Below are 21,846 nucleotides of genomic sequence, written 5' to 3' on the forward strand. Positions count from 1 at the left end.
ACTCTTCAACGCTTTCCTGGATTTCTAACTTGTAAACCCCTGCCATCGCGAAGTACAGAATCCAACTCTTGAGTTATACCATCTGTAGTCTAGTTTTGAAGAATTGGTATTAGGGGGCTGGTGAGCACTCTAATGTCTGGAAACAGACGGATGAGAAACAATGGCGCAGCACCGAGGCGACCTGAGCGGTGCACAATGGTAAAACCTCCAACCCTTATTGCCCAAACCTGCCCGAACAGGCAGACCCGCAAACGATCATCGTCAAGTTCTCAATGGCATCTTGTGAATTCATCGCACCGGAGCACCTTGGTCAGACTTGCCAGAGCGGTATGCGTCACGGGGTACAGTGTCAAGTCGCTTCTACCGTTGGCGCACTCAAGGAGTGTGGCCGCAGATTTTAGATCAACTCCAACAGCAAGGCGATGCGGAGCAGCAGATCGATTGGGAAGCGCATTTCGTCGATAGCACCGTTGTTCGCGCCCATCAGCACGCCTCTGGCGCAAAAAGGGGGGTCAAAACCCCGAACAACCGCGCTTAACGACTGACTAACTGCAAGAACAAGAGGCACTCGGACGCTCAAAAGGTGGGTTTAGCACGAAGATTCAGATTCAAGCTGAAGGACTCGGCAAACCGATGCAGTTTTTGGTTCTGCTTGGACAGAGCCATGATGTCACAGGCTTTGGCAAACTCAACCAAGCAGCGCCACGCATCAAGCGCAGGGGACGCGGTAGACCGAAGCAACGACCGCGCTATCTGGTCGGCGACAAAGGCTATGATGCCGATTCGATTCGTTGTACCCTCCGCCGCCAGCATACAACCCCGGTGATGCCCAAGCGCAGAAACGCCAAGCGCAAGCCACCATTGAATCGCGGACTGTACCGAGAACGCAACTGCATTGAACGCCTGATCAATCGACTCAAGCAAGCTCGACGAGTGGCAACACGATATGAAAAACGGGCGGAGAACTATCATGCAATGCTGACGATTGCCGCCATTCTGATTTGACTAAAATGAGGGGCTACCTTACATTTAGACTTTGCAGATACGCACTAGAAATTCCTCATTTTCCCTCTGACTAACCACTAGTGCGAGATCGTATTCCTGAATATTATGTAAGAGAAACTTTTCTGCATAGGCTGTAAACCCTGTTGATTTCATCGAGGATGATATGAAAACTGCTTCCGCCAGACTATGGAGTACGTTCTTCTCCATGCTTGCGCTTTGCTGCTCCAGTATTCCTGCAATGGCTTTGCCTCTTCAGGAAGGCATGTATCGTATTGGGTCTAAGTACATTCAAATTTCAGCCAACGGCGATCGCCTCTGCTATCAGGGACTATCGGCAAGAGGTAGCACTACTGCCTCAATTGGAACCTATACATTACCTGACTTTTACGTGGTTAATTTCAAAACTGCTGACAGTAAGGAAACACTTGTTTTGCACCAACCCACTATTGGAAATTTACTTTTTGGTACGTTACATAATCTTGCTTCTTGGGAGGCCGACTATCAAAGTCCTCGATCGCAAAATGATGCAATGAAGCGGTGTCTAGGAAGCCAATCTCCCTTCATAGAGCAGAGTACTTCATCACGGTAAATTAAATTTAGATTGAGCAGCAACTTCTTTAGTTGAGCAGATTTTAGAAGGAAACTTCCTCAGCTTTAGCTTTAGAAACAAAAATCTCTAAAGTAAATAAATTAAGTCAAGATCACGATCAACCTTAGAAAATTCCTGCTGTCTTAGCGGCTTGTTAAAAGTGAAAGAGCTTTGCCTAAATAGCAAAAAAGAAGCAATGTTAAGCTTGCTTTCCTCTGTTCCTGTATTCCTCTAATGTCTAAATCGTTCTTGGAATCCTTGTAGAGTCAATTCCTTCAAACCATTTCCAGTGCTGCGCCTTAAACCACTCGGCCATCTCTCCAGATGGGCAGCTTTTTCAAGCCACAGAATTTATAATATAGCAGAGCTTGGTGCATCCTGATTTTTTTCTTGCACGATCGCCCAAATTTCCAAAATTCCATCTCGATCAAGCTGTGCTGACCGGAACGTTTTGCGGTATGAATAGTGAGTTCACGCCCTCAGTTACTGCGATATATGAGTTGGAATCGTCGTCACGTTCTCTCGCTGGCTGATTTCTCGCCTGCGGAATATGATACCGTTCTGCAAACGGCGAGCAGTTTTCGAGAAGTCTTAACGCGCCGTACTAAAAAAGTCCCGACGCTGCAAGGGCAAGTGGTAGCAAATTTGTTCTTTGAACCCTCAACCCGCACCCGCAGTAGTTTTGAGCTTGCGGCAAAAAGATTATCTGCCGATACATTAAATTTTGCAGCCAGCACTTCTTCAATTACAAAAGGCGAAACCATTCTGGATACGGCGAAAACGTATCTAGCAATGGGAACGGACATGATGGTGATTCGGCATAAAGAAGCGGGAGTACCGCAGGCGATCGCCGATGAGATGGATCGCTTAAACGTGAAAGTTGGCGTGTTAAACGCAGGCGACGGACAGCATGAGCATCCCTCGCAGGCGTTGCTAGATTTGTTTACAATCTGTTCGCTGATTGATGTGGAGAAGCCACGATCGGCGTTATTAACTGGAAAGAAAGTCGCGATCGTGGGAGATATTTTGCATTCGCGAGTGGCGCGATCGAATATTTGGAGCTTGACAGCAAGTGGTGCAGAAGTGCATTTAGCTGCACCTCCGACCTTGTTACCAAAAGCGTTTGCGGCGTTTGTGAAAGACAGTAACCCGGAAATTTCGCGTCAGCTGTTCATTCATTGGACGTTAGAACCTGCTCTGATTGATGCGGATTTTGTCATGACGCTGAGATTGCAGAAAGAACGGATGACCAGTCATTTGCTGCCGAGTCTGCGGGAGTATCATCAGCAGTTTGGGATTACTCGCGATCGCCTGAAGTTGTGTAAGCCAGAGGTGAGAGTTTTACATCCAGGTCCCGTAAATCGTGGGGTCGAGATTAGCTCGGACTTGATGGATGATCCGGTTTTGAGTTTAATTTCTCAACAGGTAACGAGCGGAGTCGCTGTGCGAATGGCACTGCTCTATCTCATGGGCGGCGGTAAGGTCGGTTAAAGCTGCCGAATTGTGACCGAATCTGGATACACTGAGAACTGTTGAGCGATCGCGGGTTTCATGAATTCTACCGACTACGATGTGATTGTAATTGGGTCAGGCATTGGCGGCTTGGTGACAGCCACTCAGCTCGCGGCAAAAGGAGCCAGCGTCTTAGTTTTAGAGCGGTATCTGATTCCTGGAGGCAGTGCAGGCTATTTCGATCGTGAGGAAGGCTACCGCTTTGATGTCGGGGCATCAATGATTTTTGGGTTTGGGGACAAGGGAACGACGAATTTACTCACCCGCGCTTTGGATGGCGTGGGAATGTCGATCGAAACGATTCCCGATCCGGTTCAGGTTCACTATCACTTGCCGGATGGATTGGATCTGAAAGTTCATCGCGATTACGAGAAGTTTTTGCACGAATTGATCGCCTACTTTCCACACGAAGAAAAGGGAATTCGGCAATTCTATGATGAGTGCTGGAAGGTATTTAATTGCCTGAATGCGATGGAGCTGCTGTCATTAGAAGAACCGCGATATCTGACGCGAGTGTTTTTCCAACATCCCTTTGCTTGTTTGGGCTTAGTGAAATATTTGCCGCAGAATGCTGGAGATATTGCCCGTCGATATATTTACGATCCGCAATTGCTGAAATTTATTGATGCGGAATGTTATATCTGGTCGGTTGTGCCTGCCGATCGTACTCCGATGATCAATGCGGGGATGGTATTTAGCGATCGACATTACGGCGGCATCAACTATCCGAAAGGCGGTGTCGGGCAGATTGCACAAAAATTAGTCGAAGGATTAGAGAAGGCTGGAAGTCACATCAAGTACAAAGCAAGAGTGACGGAAATCGTCACTGAAAACAATCGCGCGGTGGGGGTTAAGTTAGCTTCTGGGGAAACATTCCGAGCAAAGCGGATTGTTTCTAATGCAACACGCTGGGATACGTTTGAGAAATTACTTCCCGAAACGCAGAAGCCAACCTCTGAGAAAAAATGGCAAAAACGCTATCAGCAATCCCCAAGCTTTTTGAGTTTGCATCTTGGAGTCAAGGCTGAATCATTACCTGTTGGAATCGAGTGTCATCACATCTTGCTAGAGAATTGGGATGATATGGAAGCAGAACAAGGAACGATTTTCGTCTCGATTCCGACACTGCTTGATCCGAGTTTGGCACCAGAAGGACATCACATTGTTCATACCTTTAGCCCTAGCTGGATGCAGGAATGGGAGAACTTGTCTCCGAGCGAATACGCCGAGAAGAAAGAGAAAGCCGCCGATCGCTTAATCGATCGTTTAACACAGATTATTCCGGATCTCGATCGTGGCTTAGATTTTCAGGAGGTTGGGACACCGAGAAGCCATCGCCGCTATCTGGGGCGCGACAATGGTACGTATGGCCCGATTCCCTCGCGTAAACTGCTGGGATTATTGGGAATGCCGTTTAATCGGACTGCGGTTCCTCATCTTTACTGCGTGGGTGATAGTACCTTTCCTGGACAGGGTTTGAATGCGGTAGCGTTTTCAGGATTTGCCTGTGCCCATCGGATTGCAGTGGATTTAGGACTGTAGCAGCTTACGGGGTAAGACTAAGCGGTTGAGGGGGAGCAAAGACGTTTGTACGATCGCACCCCTCCGCCGCAATCTGCACATACGCTGAAATCCATTTAAAGTAGCTTACCGTTTCTAGAGAAATCGGAACTTTGCTGAATAAAAATAGGAAGAAATCGATTCGCTGCCGTGATACCGAATCAATTTGTTAATGCGACAGATCCTTCGCCCCCTAAATCCCCCATACTGGGGGACTTTGAGAATCCGAAACAGATTTGGCTTGAAGTCCCCCACGAGTGGGGGACTGGGGGGGCTTCCAAGATCTGTAGCACTCAAAAATTAATTTGGTATGACAACAGCGATCGAAGATTTGATGAGCATTGCTGTGCGGATTTCTTTTTTCTCAGATGAGACGATCGACGCTAGAATCAGTTCCATTCCGATTTAAGATCAGAACATCTGATCTGCGTCCCGAATCAGTGTATGGAAATTCTCTCGGTTAGTCTTAAAAACTTCAAGTTTCACAGCGATCGCTCCTTTTCGTTTCAGCCGGGGACAAATGCGATTTGTGGTGAGAATGGTGCAGGCAAGACGAGCATTCTCGAAGCGATCGCGTGGGTATTGTTTGACTATACGGGCGCGTACACCAAAGATGATTTGATTCGCAATGGCTCCAATAGTGCCCAAGTGCGGGTAAGCTTTGTTTCGAGCCGGGATCAGCGCACTTATGATGTAAGTCGCTGTACGAGATCGAGCTACACCATTTATGATCCGGAACTGCGCGAAAAGCTCAATTACACCAAAAAAGAAGATGTCCTTCCCTGGCTGAGAGAACATTTGGGAGTGCCAGTAGGGACAAATTTATCCGATCTGTTTCGCAATACGATCGGGGTTCCGCAAGGCACGTTTACAGTTGATTTTCTCAAGACCGCAGAGGAGCGCAAGAAGGTCTTTGATCCGATTCTGAAGGTTGAAGAGTACAAGAAAGTCTATAAAGAGTTAGGCGACTTAGAAAAGTTTGCCAAAGCTCAATCTGAGAAGTTAGAGCGTGATATCCAGCAGTATGAGGAATCACTGCAAGAGTGGGATGAACTGAGTCAGCAGAAAGAAGCGCTCAGCCAGACGATCGCTCAGATTCAAATTGATCTGAAACATTGGGAGCAGCAATACGATCGGCTCAAAGCAGATCAAGAGCAGTACAGTGTGATCGCGGCTCAGGTTCAGCAACTTACTGCTAATTTAGAAGCGATCGTCAGTCGAATGCGGGCTGAGGAACTAAATGTCCAGCGATTGAAGCTAGAACTAGAGACGGCGGAAAAATCGGTTGCTATCTGTACAGAGCGCCGTGAGAGTTATCAAACTTATATGCAAGCTGACCAAGCTTTGCAAGCATTCGATCAGAGTCGGACTCAGCAAGAGAAACTATTGCGCGATCGCCAAACGCGAATTGAATCTTTCAGTGCCTATCAATCCAAGTTAGCGATTTTAACTCAAAAAGGTGAGCGTCGATCGCAAATCGAAGCGGATCTCAAGCAATTAGAACCATTAATCCAGCAACAATCTGAACTAGAGCAACAGCAAACCCAACTCAATCAGCAACTCCAAACCTGTCAAAGCTGGAAGCAAACTATGCAGCGCGATGAAAAGCGCCTAGTGCAACTTCAGCAGAATCAAAAACAACTGAGCGATGAAATCGAGCGATTAGAGGGATTAGGCGCGATCGTCAAACAAATTCCTCAGCTTGAGGAACAACAGCAGCGCTATCAACAACAACTCAGCCGCATCGAAGCTGCTACTCAATTCGAAGCAGACTTGCGCCAAATTATCTCACAAGCCCAGAAGCGCGAGAACATTCAAACTCAACACATTCGAGCGGCAACCGTAACGTTAAAAGAACTGCAACAAGCAACACCGCTTTGGCAATCTCAGCTTGAAACAGTGTTAACGACGATCGCCCATAGCTCAAAGCTCAATCATCTTTTGATGCAGGATCTTCAAGAAATCTTAGATGATTTATCTCAGCAGTTAGTGGTCGATCGCTTAAAACAATTACTCAAAGAAACTCAAACTCAGCTTAAAACGGTTCGCGATCAAGAAGCACAGTATCGCAGTCTAGACGCGAAGTTTGATCAAGAAGAAAGACTTGCTGCGGAAGTTGCAGAACTCCGATCGCTGATTGCTGAACATCAATCCCAACTGCTCACAGAACCCGAACTCAAAGCAAAGCTCGCTGAAATTACAGCACAGCTACAAGCATTAGATAATCCTCGCGATCGTAGTCGTTACCTCACACGCGATCTAAAAGCTTTAGCAGGTCTGGATGCTGAACTTACTCAACTCCAATCAGAACTGAAAAACGGGCAAGACGCAATTACCGCGATCGACTTGGAGTTAAAGACATTTGAGAACTTAGCCGATCAAATTCAGGAACAGCAGAACTTACGCGATCGCTACAGAGAAGACTATCAGCTTTATCTAGCTCACCAGCAATCCGCAAACAGCTTCAAAGACCGAAAAGCACAGCTAGAAGATGCGATCGCACAGTTAAATCAATATCAATCACAACTTCAAACATTAACCAATCAAAAAGCACGGCTAGAAGAAACTTACGATCCAGAGCAAGTTAAACAGATTAATGCTGAGTACGAAGAAGCCAACCGTCAAAAAATCTCACTTAGCACAACACTCCCGATCGAAACCAAGCGCCTAGAAGAATGCGAAACTAGGCTATCTCGCCTACAAGCCATTCAGCAAAAGCGAACCGAAGCCCAAGCCCAACTCAAGCAAAAACAAAAGACTGAACGATTTATCAAATTTGCGCGAAAATCCTACAAAGAAGCCGCACCTAGAATCACAGAACGCTATGTGCAAACAATTTCTCATGAAGCCGATCGCTTGTTTAGAGAATTGCTCAACCGTCCGAATGTAGCACTGCAATGGACACGCGATTATGAAATCATGGTGCAAGAAGGCGCACATTCCCGCAGATTCATCAATCTATCCGGCGGTGAGCAGATGTGTGCCGCTTTAGCCGTGCGATTAGCCTTGTTAAAGGTACTGGCAGACATCGACATTGCTTTCTTTGATGAACCCACCACAAATATGGATCGACCCAGACGAGAAAGCTTAGCCGAAGCGATCGGTAACATCAAATCCTTCCGTCAACTGTTTGTGATTAGCCACGATGATACCTTCGAGAAAGTCACAGAAAACGTAATCCTCGTTGAGCGAGAATTTAGCGACTAAGATTAAAGAGACTTGCGAGATAGGCAGCATACGATCGCAAATCCCGTAAGTCTCCTGCCACGATCGCACCTGAAATAAAAAGCGGAGCGAAAAAACCATAAACAATCCTAAGAGAGAAGCAGTTCTGCATCAAACTACCTACGCTAACAGAGCGCTAAACTGCCGATCAAGGACGAACTCCTATGAGTTGGGAAAGAAAACCAGATTCGTCCAGAGACACGATCGCGTCTCTGATGTTGCCGCTCGCTCTGATCTTAGGTCTTGTACTCTTGCTCAGCCTTAGCGCAGGACAGACTAGCCCAGAAACGACAGAAAGTAGTCCGTTGGAGGCTGGACTGAAGTTGCTTGTGAGTTACTTAGCCGCCGGAGCGGAAATCGCGGCAGCCATTGTGATCGGAGCGGCGGTGTTTCGAGGCATTGTAAACTATGTGCGGCAAGCGTTTTCTCGGAGGCAGCACTTAGATGCCACCGAAGGGATTCGCCTACAATTAGGGCGGGTTCTGGCGCTGGGATTAGAGTTTACCGTTGCGAGTGACATTCTTCGTACTGCGGTTGCTCCAACTCGTCAAGACATTCTAAATTTGGGTGCGATCGTCCTACTGCGAACCCTGTTGAACTATTTTCTAGAGCGCGAAATCCAGCAGGGCGAACACAATCGGATGTCCGAGCAACCTGCACAGCCGAGAGTGTAATGAGTCGAAAAAGCTTAAAGCCGATCGAAGGTGCAAATCGCACAATGCGGCGCAGATTGGGAATTAAAGGGGAACTCTTGCTGGCAACGGCTCCAACCGTCGTTGTATTGAGCGTGTCCTAGCTCTGGTTGAAGTGCTGAGTCGGCAACGCCTATTGTTTGCTTCTTTAGCTGCAAGTGCGTTTTTGATTTATCTCGATCCGCAGCATGGAACAAACTCCGTCCGAACTTTGGTTTCAGCGCAAATTATGTCAGCCGTGATCGGTTGGCTGACGTTTTGGTGGTTGGGAGCAGGGTATTTCGCCGCCGGAAGCGCGATGATTCTGACGATCGTGTTGATGATCGTGCTAGAGGTTGTTCATCCCCCTGCGGTTGCCACTTCACTCAGCTTTGCTCTCAGAGCAGGCGACGAAAATAACCTCGTTTTGTTTGCCTTAGCAGTAGGGATCACTGCGGTATTGGTGGGGCTAGAGCGAGTTGCGTTGTGGTTGATTGCTCGCTTTGATCGGTAACGAAAGAATTTGGTATTAGAAGTTACGATCGACAGGATAAATTTTCATCAGCCTTTTTTTGTAATTCACATCTATCATTAGGAATAGCTTGCCCTAACTTAGACGGTGATTCTCTATGATGAATGCTCAACGCTTAACTTTCGAGGGAATTTATCAATTTTTTCAAACCCCGCAGCCGGTCTTTCTCAATCAAGAACTCACAGTTTGCTATTTGATGTCAGTGCTAGTGCGCTCTGAGTCCTATGGGACAGAACTGGTACAACAGCTACAGCAGGACTACCCCAACTATCGGCTGTCAGACACGATTCTGCAAAATTCGCTGCGGTTTCTGGAAAAACAAGCCCTGATCACAAGCTACTGGAAAAAACTAGAAAAGCGAGGTCGTCCGCGCCGAATGTATCACCTGCGCCCGGAAGCTCGGTCTAAAGCAGAAGACTTGGCAAAACTCTGGTGGGAGCATATGGGACTCGCTTCTGCCGATCGCTCAACTCCAGAGCCAACCCCCGTGGTTTAAGTTTCTCAAGAACAATTGTCCGCCGCTCCTGCGATCGGCGGACAGTCTAATGCGTTCTAATACGTTAAATCCAGTTAAAGCGGATTAAGCGCTAGCGATGAGTTAAGGCGGAGATTTAGATCGCTTTGAGAATTAACCGAAATGACCTGATTTGTGTTGCGTCCGAAGATCAAGCCGCCTAATGCACCTGCGCCTGTTCCGATTAAAACCTTACCCAGGGAAACCCGACGATTTCCACTGACAGCGGAAATAATCGCCGCCGCACCAGACCCGATCGCGGCTCCTTTGAGGATGGCATCGGTGCTGACTCCGCGTCGAATCTCTTCAGTCCGGCTGATCACATCGGTTTGGGCATCGAGTGCGAGTTGAGTGCCGTTGGTCAAGACCAGCGTATTGGCGACAAAGCGCGTTCCACCGCTGGCGGGCTGGAATTCGCCTTTGACTTGGCTACCTGCGGGAATGAGCAGCGCTCCATTCGAGGTGCGAACGTTATTGGGGATCGTTAGGGTAATGGGAAGACGCTCATTAGGGGCAACCAGAATTTTTTCAGCATCGCGGTAAGCTAGGCGCAGAGTAGTATTGGCGGGGATGCGAACTGCTCCCGTAGAGCGGGGTTGCGAGGGAAAAAGCTGAGCAATCTGCATGGAAGCAGGGGCAGCAACCGCGTCTTTTGCCAAGACGATCGGGGCGGCTCCAGTTGCTGTTACACCTAATGTCAGGGCAAGTGCAGTCCCGGACTGTAGTTTTTTCAGGTTCAACATGATTTTTGTCCTTCAAGTCTGAATCTAGCGGCGATGTCTTGATTGACTTTGCAGCTAGAAGTTAAGTTCCTTGAGTTGAACATGGTTATTTCTCATTAACAAAAAACCTGTCTGAAGCCGGAGATTCGAGCAGGTGGGAAAAATCAATAATTCTAGACCTTGCACCTTACAATTCAGTCTAGTGACTTCCTCTAGAAAATCAATCCTGAACAATCCGATCGCTCCCCAAATAGCGGATCATTTTCAGCTATGCTTGATCGCCGAAAGTACCTGCATCGGTAAGTACACGGTAAACTTTGAGCCAACCCCAACCGTCGATTCAACCTCGATCGAACCTCCGTGTAGCTCGACTAATTGCTTAGTGAGCGCGAGTCCTAACCCTGTTCCTTCATACTTGCGGTCATACGACGCATCTAACTGCTGAAACTTCTGAAACAGAAACGATCGCTGATGGCTAGGAATGCCAATTCCCGTGTCTTCGACTTGTAAGACTGCGGCTTCTCGGCTAATTCTGACGCGCATCGTGACGCGACCTTGCGCTGGAGTGAACTTAATCGCATTGTTGAGCAAATTGAGGCAAATTTGCTGGACTCGCTGTGGATCAGCTTGAAATAGAAAGTCTTGTGATCGCTCTATGGCACTTTGAGATCGTTGTGGCAGCAGTTCTAGCGATAGTTCTACCTGTTTCGCATCGGCTTTATCCCGTAGCAGTTGAATGGTTTGCTGAGCCAGGTCAGCGAGGGAAAATCGTTGAATTTGCAGAAGCATTCTCCCCGCTTGTACTTCTGACAAATCGAGAATGTCGTTGATAAGTGTCAGCAAATGTTCGCCGCGATCTTGAATCGTTTGGAGATATTCCCGCTGCTTTTGGGGAGCCAGTGTATAACTGACATCCTGGTTATAGCAGCGTAATAGCGTTGAAGCCATGCCGATAATCGTCGTGAGGGGAGATCGTAGTTCGTGACTCATCGTAGCGAGAAATTCTGATTTAGCACGGCTAGCAGATTGAGCAGCGATCAAAGTATCTCTCAGTTCTTGAGTGCGATCGATAACTTGCTGCTCTAGCGTGTCTTTCTGCTCTTCTAGTTCGCTGTAAAGTTTTGCTTGATAAATGGCAATCGCGAGGTGTTCGGCGATGCGCTGAAGCAGGACTTTTTCGCGATCGTTCCACTGACGGGGCTGTTGGCACTGATGCACGATCAGCAATCCCCAAAGCTCATCTTGTACAACGATCGGAGTGACCAGTTCCGCTTGCATATCGAGTGAGAACTGATCCAACAACGAGGCAACTGTTGAGGATTTACGTCCGTTCACTGTCCAGGTAATCGATTCGTGCTGAGTTTTCTGAAGACGCTGTAGACTGGCAGCACTATATTCACTCATCACATGCAGAATCGAAGCAATCGCGTCGCTACTGCGTGACTCATAGGTAATACCATCCAGCTTCTGAATCATGCCGTCAGCGATCGAGCTTGTCATCGGATCAATTGCACAAGAAGGAGCCGGAAAGTTGAATTGATAAATGATTACACGGTCGGCTTGCAGAAAATCGCGCACTCGGTGAACTGCGGTTTCGAGAATCACAGGCAGATTTAAGCTGTGCCGAATTAAAGTCGTGACCTGGCTCAGTAGGCGTTCTTGCTCGACTTGATGAAACATTGCAGCATCCGGTGCAGGATGGGACAACAGTTCGATCAGTTTTAGTGCGAATTCACTTTGGCGATCGCTGTTGTTTTCCTGTAGCTCGAATGAAAAGGTAGGCGGATGGCTTAAAGTGCTGAGAAAGTCGGCGATCTCAGTAGGCGAAAACGATAGTTTTAGACAACAGTGCTCTGAATCTAGGGGTGCTCCTAGCAGCAAGGCGCTAAAGTCGGGCGATGCTACAAGAACAAAGCGAGAGGCAATTTGAGGAAAATTGGCTTCTGTCAATACGATCGCATCTGATCCAACCATCTGTTGGAGCAAGCTTCCGACTTGGTTAAACACAATCCAGGAAGAAGTTTGACTCAGGTTCTGGAAGCTAGGCATATCCGGGAGAGCAAGCGGCAGGTTTAGAGGAAGCGATTGACTCTATTACACTGCGGGGTGTTGAGCATCGTCCGTCGGAAGTGTTCCTTTATTATCAGTCTGATTTCAGGCGACCTGAACTTTATGAAGGTTCCCTTAATGTGATGATTACTCTGTCTGTAATTCTAAATAGATCGTAATACCAATTTGATTTATGAATTTTGCGCCCGATTGATCGCTGCGGAATTTGTTTTTGAATCGGTATCAAAACAGGGAGAAATTTTTGACACAAAAAAGGGGCGAATCATTCGCCCCTTTTCTCAATGGCTTAAACCATCTTTAAGTTCGGATACTCTGCCAACAGATCATCGCGAGTCAGAACATCACCTTCAGCTTGCGGAGTCCATAGCACTTCCAAAGCTAGAAGCTGATCGCTTGAAACACTACCCAACTGACCCAGCGATCGTCGCAGGTCTTCAGCACTATTAATCTGTGGAAGCTGCAACTTACCTTGAGTTCCCACCAGCAGTGTTACAACAATGTACTCGCCGGAAGTCTCTGATAATGCGCCACCTTTTTCTGCAACAGTCAACGCACTCGATGAAGCAGGTTTCAGTTGATTGTTTACGTTTGAGAGGGTTTCTGCATTGAACTTGCTGCGCTCAGATAACGCCAGACGATTGAACTCTGCACCTGCGGCTTCAAGTCGAGCTTGGCTCGATTCGGCAATGCCGTACACCCAATACTGAGGATTACGTAACAGAGCCAGCGTTACTTCTTGCAGCACTTGAGCTAAGCCTTCCGAGGTTTCCGTATCGGCGCGTTCACCGATGCGATCGAGATCGGCTTTCAGTTCCCGTGCTTGAGCTAGCAGCCCGACTTGGACTTTCGCTACCGAAACGGTCGAAGAGCCGTAATCCAGTTCGCCATCGCTGCTAGCGCGGCGGAAGCTGTTGACCAAGAAGCCTGCAACCGAAATCAAAATGAACAGCGAGAACACGCCACCCAGTCCGCCTCCAGTGCCAAAGAACGGGAAGTAGACAAACGGGAAGAACCCACCGCCACCGGGGTAATAGCCACCACCGTAACCGCCTCCAGGTGGAGAATAAGTCCGGCTGGGAGGCGAATAGCTCCGAGCCGGCGCTCTAAATGAGCCGCCACCAATCCGTCCACCGCTTGCTGCCAGCGCACCATCCGCATGACCAAACGCCAGCGTAATCACTAGCGCCAGTGCGATCACCGGACGGAGCAAGGCTTTAAATCGTTTTGAAATCTTCATAAATCTTTCCCCTATCGCTTCCAGACGGAGAGAAGTCAGGTTCAGCCGTCCGGCTTGTCTTAACTCTTTGTTACAGAGTTTTAAGCTCACAGATCTACTGTATCGCTTTCAATAGAGGTTGCAAATGTCCTAAGCGATACGTTTTAGGAGAGATTTCCGTACTAGAAGTTAGCCGCCACCGACGATCGTCACGATCTCTAGCCGATCGCCGTTTTTCACTTCGGTTTCGTCCCAAAACTGGCGATGCAGGATTTCGCCGTTGTATTCGACGGCGACTAAGCGGGGATTTAGCCCGAGCGATTCGAGGAATTTCGGCAGCGTTAAGGATGCCTCACAGGTTTGAGTTTCTCCGTTCACTTGTAGCGTGATCATGTCTCCCCCCACGGATCAGGCGTGGTGTGCGCCCGAAATCGGCGTTTTTGCTCTAATTGGGCGACAAAAAACTGGGTCGCAAAGGTGGGCTGGTCGGCTTGCATAATCGCCCGCACCACAGAAATGCGATCGGCTCCGGCGGTTAACACTTCATAGACATTTTGCGTATCAATGCCACCGATCGCATACCAGGGAATCGAGCAGTGTGCGGCTGCGTATCGCACATAGTCTAAGCCTGCTGCGGGTCTGCCTGCTTTTGTCGGGGTTTCGTAAACAGGCCCGACTCCAACATAGTCGGCTCCCTGTGCGATCGCTTGCTCTAATTGCTCTGGGCTGTGGGTCGATCGACCAATAATTTTGTGCTGACCGAGCATTTGGCGTGCCCACTCTAGCGGCAGGTCGTCTTGTCCAAGGTGAACGCCGTCAGCATCCACGGCTAATGCCAAATCGACGCGATCGTTGACGATAAATAGCGCGTTGTATTCCCGGCACAACTGGCATAACTTTTGAGCATTCTTGAGCCGGACAGAATCGTCTGCTTCTTTATCGCGATACTGCACCAGGGATAGTCCACCTTGTAGGGCTGCTTCTACGGTGCTGAGTAGGTCGTCGGTCGGTGAGGTGATGAGGTAAAGCCGTGCGGATTCTAATTGCTGACGGCGCTGGATCGAGAGTAATTGGCTTTCGAGCGTGTAGACTTGGTAGCGCATTTGTTTGACCGCGCTTGCCATGTCCGATCGATAAACTTTGCCATATTCTTCTAGCACCCGGAGTGCCTCTTCTACGCGGGCAAAATTCACTTGTAGCACTTGTTCGACGCTGGTGCGGACTGCTTCCTGGGGATGGGTTAAGTCGGTGCCAGGATCATCCGGGGTATTTCGAGCCGCACGCAGTTCTGACTGATGCCAGTGGGCGAGTTCTTGCCGCCAGTCTTTGCACTGTTCGGTTAACGTGGCATCCTCTAAGCCAAAGCGACACCATTCCTCGATTACCCGCAGGCCTTCGCGGGCACGATCGAGGTTCGCATCTAAAATTCGGTATAGTGCTGGCTGCATAAGGGGTTGAAACTGCGCTGAATTGCCCATTCGATCCGTCCTATTGATTGTTTATCGTATCAGGGGTGCGAGACCTAACGCTTTTATAAAGAATCTTTAACTATCTGTCAGCAGATTAACTGAGAGAATTTCATTCCAGCGTGGTAATTTACGTAGAAATCGCCTCTTGCTCAAGGTTCCAGTAGTTCTACAGAGGTCGATTTAAATTTCCTATGTAGACTGAAATCTCTGTAACCGATCCATTCGCGTGCGCCATGTTATCCGAACAAGCCGTATGTAGGAGAACAACTGTGAATCGCCCTTTTCAGCCCCGTTTTGCTTTCTCCGTATTTGCTGTCTTTAGTGTATCGGGACTCGCTGCACCGCTTGCCAGTGCAAATCCGATTCCTGATCAGATGATTCTATCGACTGGCTCTGTAATTTATGTGAATCCCGCGATCGGTAGTGATAGTGCGTTGGGTCAAGCGAATTCTCCGCTTAAAACGATTACGGTGGCGCTCGATCGTGCGGCTCCAAATTCGACGATCGTTCTCTTACCTGGAGTTTATAGTGTCGAAACTGGGGAGGTTTTCCCGATCCAGCTTAAACCCAGCGTCACGGTTCAGGGCGATCCCCGCGATCGGGGGCAGAATGTGGTGATTCGCGGCGGCGATATGTTTTTGAGTCGATCGTTTGCGCGGCAGAATGTCACGATTTTGGGGGCGAATGGGGCAACTTTAACCGGAGTTACAGTAACAAATCCGAATCCGCAAGGATATGGACTTTGGACAGAATCGAGTAGTCCGGTGGTTGTGGCGAATACTTTCGCCGGGAACAGTCATGACGGCGCTTCGATCGTAGGCAATAGCGCTCCAATTCTGAAAAACAATTATTTCTACCAAAATGGTGCAAACGGCATCACAATTTATGGCACTTCACGCCCTGAGCTTCAAGAGAACATTTTTGAACGGACTGGATTTGGCGTAAACATTTCTCAAAATGCGGCTCCGAGGCTGATCGGCAATCGGATTACTCTGAACAAAGACGGCATTGTGATTCAGGGTAATGCTCAGCCGATTTTGCGAAACAATGTGATCGACAGTAACGATCGTGATGGCATTGTTTCGATCGCGCAGTCTCGTCCGGATTTAGGAACTTCGGCTGATCCGGGTAACAATACGTTTGTGAGTAATCGTCAGTTTGATGTCAATGCTCAGAGGACGACGCAAACGGTTCCAGCCTTTGGGAATCAACTCTCTGCCCGAACGATCGGACGGTTGGATTTATCTGGAATTGACAACACTCCACCGATTACAACAAATATTGCGTCTTCGACTGGGTTCGGACAGGCGCGACCTTTGACCAGTCTGACTCCGATCACAATTAATGCCAGATCTCCAGTTGGTCGTAGTCGTTCCGCCTCGGCTTCAGGCGCGATTGAGATTCCGGTTCCAGCTCCGATGAACGATCCGACTCCTGTGGTGCAGCGCCGAATTGCCCGATCGGCGTTCCCGCGCCCAATGAATTTTGGACAAATGAATTCTGGACAATCTGCACCCCTGCCGATCGCACGATCGACGTTTGCACGCCCAATGGATTCTGGGCAATCTGCATCATTGCCGATCGCGCGATCGGCGTTTCCGCGCCCGACTGAACCGAGACAAAGTGCGTCGCTCCCTGTCGGGCAGAGCATTCTACTGCCGGCATCAGCGTTTCCTCGATCAGCGACACCAATCCAGATCAATAGCATCTCGCGAGCGCCGGTCTCGCAGCCTTCTGCGTTTCAGGCTCGGCGCGCTGTTCCAGCAGGACTCTTACCTGTGCCTCGTGCTGTGCCACCGATTGGGAATACACGCGGAACGACAGTGCGGGTTTGGCGAGGAGGGGGAGCACGGAGCGCAGCGGTGGTGAGTCAAGCGGCGAGTTTAGGGTTTCGGTTTCGGGTGATTGTGAGAGCGAATACGGATATTGAACAGTCGCGATTGCGATCGGTAGTTCCGGGTGCGTTTTCGCTGCGGGGGCGGAATGTGATGCAGGCGGGTGCGTTTCGCGATCGCACCGAGGCAGATGAACTGCTGCAAGTGCTGATGAGTCAGGGATTGCAGGCGGCGATCGAGGGGGTTTAACGATCTGTCTGGGAGAGCTTTTCGCTGCGGCTGAGTCGGGTGATGCCTCCTCATCGTCAGTTCGACGAGTTTTCCTGCTTCGTTTTACCGGCTTCTTGCCCCCTAAATCCCCCATTCTGGGCGACTTTGAAGGTTGGAAAACTCCCAATTTTAGTTTTGTTTTCTAATACCAGATTGATTTGTGGATGCGACAGATTCTCGCCCCCTAAATCCCCCATTCTGGAGGACTTTGAGTATGATCTGTCGCATTCTATGTTTAATTCGGTATAAGTCCCCCACTCGTGGGGGATTTAGGGGGCTAGCAAAGGCAATCAACGAAGCGGATAATTTTTATCGAACTCCGTGAAATCGATTAGGACTTCGGACAATTGCGATCTGATGCACTATTTCAGTGGTCGCGATCGCTATTTCAGTGATCCGTTGTACTGTTTCAGTTCACGCGATCGCTAAAACAGTTCACGCGATCGCTATTTCAGTGATCCGATGAGCTAAAACAGTTCATCGATGAGCTATTTCAGTTCACGCGATCGCTATTTCAGTTCATCGATGAGCTATTTCAGTTCACGCGATCGCTATTTCAGCGATCCGTTGCACTATTTCAGTGATCCGTTGCACTAAAACAGTGCAATTCTTCAGTCCTACCAATTAAACGCTGGAAAGAAGTTCTCCCCGACCGATCGCTTCAACCGCTTCATCGCTCGACCCGCCATCTCGGTAAACAACAACTCCCCGCACAAAAGCTGCGTTGCATACCGCGTCGCCTTGTCATACTTCACGCCGTACTTGTAGCAAGCCCCCGTCCACTGATAGAAAATTCGCGCCAAATTCAACGCCGCATCGAAATTTGCCGCGAATTCCGCATGAATACGATTCGTGTACTCATCGGTTGCCTCATCAATAATCGAATCTGCCGCGATCGCACCACTCTTCACCGCGTGCAAAATCCCATCGCCAAATAGCGGATTAATCAACCCCGCCGCATCCCCAACGAGTAAAATTCGTCCTTCATGCAGTCGCTCTTTTCCACCCCAAATCGGCAGCGGATGAGCATGAAACTTCAGCGCATCCGGGTCGTATTTCACACCCAGCGCATCCATATAATCCAAAATCGTTTGCTTCAACTGAGCGGGGAGCGCGCGATCCTTTCTCGCATCCAGCGAATTCGGACGAAACGCACCTGCCCCAATATTTAAATGATCACCCTTTGGAAAAATCCACGCATAGCCCCGTTTTACCGCCCCGTATTCTAAATGAGCAATATCCGGACGCAAATCCGCATGACCCTCGCCCCATTGATGCGGATGCTCAATCTCCATCGCCAGCGCGATCGTCGGCTTCTTCCTTAGCTGTGTTGCCTTCACCACGACTCCGTTTGCGCCATCTGCGCCGATCACATATCGCGCCTTTGCGGTAAATTCACTACCTGTCTTAAAGCCTTGCGCTCTCACGATCACGCCATTCGATTCTGGCTCCACCGATCGCACCGCAATCCCATCCCTTAACTCCGCTCCAAATTTCAGCGCTCTCTGCGCCAAAACCTGATCAAAAATCGGGCGCTGCACCATCCACAACGACAATCGCTCATCTGTCGATCGTGGATTCATCAAGCCCAAATACGCATCCTCAAACTTCCAGGTGTGCCGCATCATCGTCACATCCGACTCCACAAACGCCTCCGGCGCCAAATCTTGCAGTTGATCCTGCATCACCATCGGCATTCCACCACCGCAAGTCTTATGACGCGGTAAAAACTGCTTTTCGAGCAGCGCTACTTTCAATCCTGCTTGAGCCAACTTTGCAGCCGAGATCGTTCCAGACGGGCCCGCACCGCAAACAATAACATCGTAATTTTGCATGAGCGATCGGTAAAATTTCGCTTTCTAGCCTAATCGAAAATCGCTTCCTACAGTAGCGGATGTCGTGCCAACTCTGACTCCTGTAGGGGCGACCCTGAATCAGCCGGGGAGTGGGGTGTCGTTTTAGCGTTCACAACTCAAACTCGATCGCTGTTCAGCCTGCTCAATCACTTCTCAGTAATTCCAGGGATCGATTTCTAACCAGTAATATTGCTCTGAATAGCAAATTAATACGGAAACCTAACCGTGAATCAGCTTCGTAGTGCTCAACATAATGACCTTTAAGCTATATTAAGCAACCGCTTTAGAGATAGAATCGGATCTATCTCAGGGACAACCTTTCTACACAGAAGTAAAAGTATTGAATTTGTGCAAATAAACTGATGTAAATTTAGCGATGTTTTTATGAAAAAACAGTAGAAGCTTTCAGGATTCTAGGTTTCTGGCTAGAAAGATCATGAGTCTCTGCAACTGATACAGCATCTTTAAGATGAAATTTTTAAGGTGACATTCCACTTATACAGAATGTTTTGGCTAACGCTAAAAAGCGGTTTCATCTAATGAGCAGCACAGCTAATACCTACCAGAAAAATGACCGGATTAGTATAATACCGCTAATTTTCCAGCAAATCTATCTTCAGATTTAGTCAGCCGTGCAATGACTCGAAAGAATAACCCTCAATCGCTGCAACCGACGCTAAGGGAAGATTTGATGCAGATTTTAGTCATCGAAGACGAAAGGGACGTGCGCCTCAATATTGTTGAGATTTTGGCTTCTGGAGGATTCGACTCGCTGAATGCAGACAATGGACGAATGGGCGTAGAACTGGCAAAAGAACGATCTCCCGATCTGATCTTGTGCGACATTAAAATGCCCGATTTTGACGGCTACCACGTTCTAGAAGCCCTGCGGCAAGATCCCCAAACCGCTATGATCCCGTTCATCTTTCTCACGGCAAAAGCGGACAAAGCCGAAATTCGGCACGGCATGAATTTAGGAGCCGACGACTATCTTGTCAAACCGTTTCGGCGCGTCGAATTGCTCGATACGATCGCGGCGCGCCTCAAACGCCATCGCGCCCAAGTCGAAATTCAGAAGAAAGTCGATCAGCTCCAACAGCTCAACAGTCAAAAAAACGATCTGCTCAACACAATTACGCACGATCTCCGCGCTCCACTCACCACGATTAAAGTCGCGCTGCAACTGATGGAAGCCGTGCCCGAAAATCGAGGGCAATATACCGAAATTGCGCTGACTGCCTGTGAGCAAGGCGAGGAGCTGATTCAAAATCTGCTTGACTTATATCGACTAGAGGCGGGTGAGGCATTATCTCCTGCAGAACCGCTCAACTTGAAAGAACTGATGCGTCTAACGACAGAGGGGTTTCGAGCGCGAAGCCGCGAGGGTCAGCAACGCTTCAGGGTCAATTTGCCAGAAACGCTGCCCACGATCGTAGCCGATAGCATCAGCTTACGACGCATCTTGGTGGAGCTGCTCAACAACGCTTGTAAGTACACCGAAAGCGGCGGCGAAATTTGCTTTCGAGTGGATGAAATTGCCCGCTCAACTCGGAGAACCGTGCTGAGATTTACGATCGCCAATCAAACCGAAATTCCCTCGCAGAGCCTACCGCAGATTTTCGACAAGTTTTACCGAGTTCCGGGTCGCGATCGTGCGCTCAAAGGTGGAACAGGGTTAGGACTAGCGGTGGTGAAAAAATTGGTTGACCAACTCCAGGGCACGATCGCGGTCAAAAGCGAAGCGGGTTGGACAACTTTTGTGGTTGAGCTTCCTTTCGAGGCGCTTTGAGTGCGATGAGCAAGGTTTTGATTCTCGGCATTTCTGTAGGTTTGATCGTGGGTCTATTGTGGGCGGGGGCGCACTTTATCGACTCGATCGGTGAACTGGTTCATTTCAATGCTCGTCCTCAATCCGATCGAGTGGTTTGTGAACTCACCCGCGAACCACTCATCGGCAAGCTAGAAACGCAGCAGTTTGATAAATCCCGGTTGCGATCAACCGCAATCCAGCGCAACTCTAATCAAATTCGGCTTGCTTTAGTCACACAGTCTGGGGAGCAAATTCCACTCACCCGCAATTGGTCAATTAGCAACAATCAGCAGCTATTGCAGCAGCGGGAATCCCTCGATCGCTTTCTTGCTGACCCGAAGGCGACGACGATCGAGATGCGAACGCATCGCCCCGGCTATCTTTGGGTTATTCTGGCGGTATTAATTGGAGCGATCGCCCTAGTTGGGAAAATTGCGCTACACCTGATCAAACCTTAGCGACAGCCTAAACTTTCGCGGCTGTCTACTCCGGTTGTGGGATTGGTCCCAGCCGCACGTTTACACAATTGCGTTGTCGTGTAGCGATCGAGGATGGCATCCGTAAAGTCAACCCCTGTAATGTCCGCCTCATCCAGAATGCTATTCGATAACGTTGCACCGACCAAAATCGCATTCGTCAGATTCGCTTTGTAAAGCGTGACCCGATCAATCAGCGATCCTTCCAAATTTGCGCCGCTCAGATTTGCACCCAGTAAATTCCCCTTGGTCAGCATTGAATTTTTCAGGTTTGCCCCCTGAAAATTTGCCTCCCGCATCTCGGCAGCCACAAACACCCCGCCCTCAAAATTTTGGTTGGAAAAATCCTGTCCAGTGAGTTGAGCATTGGCATAGTTGAGAAACCTCGTCTCAGCAAATGCCGGATTTGCCGCCAGCAAAATCCAAAACCAAGCCAGTGCAACAATCAACAGAGCGTAAACGATACGCTTTACCGTGCGGGGAATTGGAACAAGAAACATCAGACCAGCGTGAA

16 protein-coding genes and 2 pseudogenes are annotated in these 21,846 nt (G+C 48.9%); 11 read left to right on the forward strand and 7 right to left on the reverse strand.

From position 1 onward, the window contains the following. Positions 1 to 217 precede the first annotated feature (217 nt). The 8 genes and pseudogenes from NC980_RS14200 (at position 218) to NC980_RS14235 (ending at position 9,590) form a co-directional block, all read left to right on the forward strand. A pseudogene (locus NC980_RS14200) lies at positions 218 to 1,005 on the forward strand (IS5 family transposase). Between the two features lie 163 nt (positions 1,006 to 1,168). Beyond that, on the forward strand, positions 1,169 to 1,594 hold the full coding sequence (locus tag NC980_RS14205) for a hypothetical protein (protein ID WP_190379197.1): 426 nt from the start codon (positions 1,169 to 1,171) through the stop codon (positions 1,592 to 1,594). Between the two features lie 495 nt (positions 1,595 to 2,089). Further along, complete coding sequence (locus tag NC980_RS14210) at positions 2,090 to 3,085, forward strand: aspartate carbamoyltransferase catalytic subunit (protein ID WP_190379302.1); 996 nt, start codon at positions 2,090 to 2,092, stop codon at positions 3,083 to 3,085. A 60-nt stretch (positions 3,086 to 3,145) separates the two neighbouring features. Then, entirely contained in the window at positions 3,146 to 4,648 is a 1,503-nt protein-coding gene (gene crtH / locus NC980_RS14215) for a carotenoid isomerase (RefSeq protein WP_190379198.1), read from the forward strand. 462 nt (positions 4,649 to 5,110) lie between these two features. Then, a complete protein-coding gene (locus tag NC980_RS14220) occupies positions 5,111 to 7,873 on the forward strand; it encodes an SMC family ATPase (RefSeq protein WP_190379199.1) in 2,763 nt (920 codons plus the stop codon). A gap of 182 nt (positions 7,874 to 8,055) precedes the next feature. Next, a complete protein-coding gene (locus NC980_RS14225) occupies positions 8,056 to 8,565 on the forward strand; it encodes a DUF1622 domain-containing protein (protein WP_190379200.1) in 510 nt (169 codons plus the stop codon). Next, positions 8,565 to 9,076 (forward strand): annotated as a pseudogene (locus NC980_RS14230) (HPP family protein). The gene NC980_RS14225 and the pseudogene NC980_RS14230 overlap by 1 nt, the downstream one beginning before the upstream one ends. A gap of 115 nt (positions 9,077 to 9,191) precedes the next feature. Further along, entirely contained in the window at positions 9,192 to 9,590 is a 399-nt protein-coding gene (locus NC980_RS14235; RefSeq protein ID WP_347273130.1) for a PadR family transcriptional regulator, read from the forward strand. 74 nt (positions 9,591 to 9,664) lie between these two features. On the opposite strand, the gene NC980_RS14240 is transcribed toward NC980_RS14235, so the two are convergent. From NC980_RS14240 to NC980_RS14260, 5 genes are all read right to left on the reverse strand, one after another. Beyond that, positions 9,665 to 10,351 carry a hypothetical protein gene (locus tag NC980_RS14240; protein ID WP_190379201.1) on the reverse strand — a complete coding sequence of 229 codons (687 nt, stop codon included), beginning with the start codon at positions 10,349 to 10,351 and terminating at the stop codon, positions 9,665 to 9,667. A gap of 243 nt (positions 10,352 to 10,594) precedes the next feature. Next, positions 10,595 to 12,379, reverse strand: coding sequence for an ATP-binding protein (locus NC980_RS14245; protein ID WP_190379202.1), 1,785 nt, complete (start codon positions 12,377 to 12,379; stop codon positions 10,595 to 10,597). Between the two features lie 307 nt (positions 12,380 to 12,686). Continuing rightward, entirely contained in the window at positions 12,687 to 13,637 is a 951-nt protein-coding gene (locus NC980_RS14250) for a DUF1517 domain-containing protein (RefSeq protein ID WP_190379203.1), read from the reverse strand. Positions 13,638 to 13,805: 168 nt separating this feature from the next. Beyond that, positions 13,806 to 14,009: a sulfur carrier protein ThiS gene (thiS, locus tag NC980_RS14255; protein ID WP_190379204.1), complete on the reverse strand. Its 204-nt coding sequence runs from the start codon at positions 14,007 to 14,009 to the stop codon at positions 13,806 to 13,808. Beyond that, the gene (locus tag NC980_RS14260; protein WP_190379205.1) at positions 14,006 to 15,064 is read right to left on the reverse strand and encodes a thiamine phosphate synthase; all 1,059 of its coding nucleotides are present in this window, start codon (positions 15,062 to 15,064) and stop codon (positions 14,006 to 14,008) included. Before NC980_RS14260 ends, thiS begins: the two co-directional genes overlap by 4 nt. Before the next feature lie 290 nt (positions 15,065 to 15,354). On the opposite strand from NC980_RS14260, the gene NC980_RS14265 reads away from it, so the two are divergent. Beyond that, positions 15,355 to 17,169: a DUF1565 domain-containing protein gene (locus NC980_RS14265; protein ID WP_199298743.1), complete on the forward strand. Its 1,815-nt coding sequence runs from the start codon at positions 15,355 to 15,357 to the stop codon at positions 17,167 to 17,169. Between the two features lie 638 nt (positions 17,170 to 17,807). On the opposite strand, the gene NC980_RS14270 is transcribed toward NC980_RS14265, so the two are convergent. Beyond that, a complete protein-coding gene (locus NC980_RS14270; protein WP_190379207.1) occupies positions 17,808 to 19,025 on the reverse strand; it encodes a geranylgeranyl reductase family protein in 1,218 nt (405 codons plus the stop codon). Between the two features lie 658 nt (positions 19,026 to 19,683). On the opposite strand from NC980_RS14270, the gene NC980_RS14275 reads away from it, so the two are divergent. Both NC980_RS14275 and NC980_RS14280 read left to right on the forward strand, forming a co-directional pair. After that, on the forward strand, positions 19,684 to 20,835 hold the full coding sequence (locus NC980_RS14275) for a response regulator (RefSeq protein ID WP_190379208.1): 1,152 nt from the start codon (positions 19,684 to 19,686) through the stop codon (positions 20,833 to 20,835). Positions 20,836 to 20,840: 5 nt separating this feature from the next. Further along, on the forward strand, positions 20,841 to 21,314 hold the full coding sequence (locus NC980_RS14280; protein ID WP_190379209.1) for a hypothetical protein: 474 nt from the start codon (positions 20,841 to 20,843) through the stop codon (positions 21,312 to 21,314). On the opposite strand, the gene NC980_RS14285 is transcribed toward NC980_RS14280, so the two are convergent. Next, complete coding sequence (locus NC980_RS14285; protein ID WP_190379210.1) at positions 21,311 to 21,832, reverse strand: pentapeptide repeat-containing protein; 522 nt, start codon at positions 21,830 to 21,832, stop codon at positions 21,311 to 21,313. The two genes, NC980_RS14280 and NC980_RS14285, sit on opposite strands and share 4 nt — an antisense overlap. Positions 21,833 to 21,846: the final 14 nt, after the last annotated feature.

The organism is Leptolyngbya sp. AS-A5 (assembly GCF_039962495.1).
Lineage (GTDB): Bacteria > Cyanobacteriota > Cyanobacteriia > Leptolyngbyales > Leptolyngbyaceae > Leptolyngbya.

Coding starts and splice junctions, on each gene's coding strand:
- NC980_RS14205 (WP_190379197.1), top strand. CDS start 1,169: ATGAAAACTGCTTCCGCCAGACTATGGAGTACGTTCTTCTCCATGCTT.
- NC980_RS14210 (WP_190379302.1), top strand. CDS start 2,090: ATGAGTTGGAATCGTCGTCACGTTCTCTCGCTGGCTGATTTCTCGCCT.
- crtH (WP_190379198.1), top strand. CDS start 3,146: ATGAATTCTACCGACTACGATGTGATTGTAATTGGGTCAGGCATTGGC.
- NC980_RS14220 (WP_190379199.1), top strand. CDS start 5,111: ATGGAAATTCTCTCGGTTAGTCTTAAAAACTTCAAGTTTCACAGCGAT.
- NC980_RS14225 (WP_190379200.1), top strand. CDS start 8,056: ATGAGTTGGGAAAGAAAACCAGATTCGTCCAGAGACACGATCGCGTCT.
- NC980_RS14235 (WP_347273130.1), top strand. CDS start 9,192: ATGATGAATGCTCAACGCTTAACTTTCGAGGGAATTTATCAATTTTTT.
- NC980_RS14240 (WP_190379201.1), bottom strand. CDS start 10,351: ATGTTGAACCTGAAAAAACTACAGTCCGGGACTGCACTTGCCCTGACA.
- NC980_RS14245 (WP_190379202.1), bottom strand. CDS start 12,379: ATGCCTAGCTTCCAGAACCTGAGTCAAACTTCTTCCTGGATTGTGTTT.
- NC980_RS14250 (WP_190379203.1), bottom strand. CDS start 13,637: ATGAAGATTTCAAAACGATTTAAAGCCTTGCTCCGTCCGGTGATCGCA.
- thiS (WP_190379204.1), bottom strand. CDS start 14,009: ATGATCACGCTACAAGTGAACGGAGAAACTCAAACCTGTGAGGCATCC.
- NC980_RS14260 (WP_190379205.1), bottom strand. CDS start 15,064: ATGCAGCCAGCACTATACCGAATTTTAGATGCGAACCTCGATCGTGCC.
- NC980_RS14270 (WP_190379207.1), bottom strand. CDS start 19,025: ATGCAAAATTACGATGTTATTGTTTGCGGTGCGGGCCCGTCTGGAACG.
- NC980_RS14275 (WP_190379208.1), top strand. CDS start 19,684: ATGACTCGAAAGAATAACCCTCAATCGCTGCAACCGACGCTAAGGGAA.
- NC980_RS14280 (WP_190379209.1), top strand. CDS start 20,841: ATGAGCAAGGTTTTGATTCTCGGCATTTCTGTAGGTTTGATCGTGGGT.
- NC980_RS14285 (WP_190379210.1), bottom strand. CDS start 21,832: ATGTTTCTTGTTCCAATTCCCCGCACGGTAAAGCGTATCGTTTACGCT.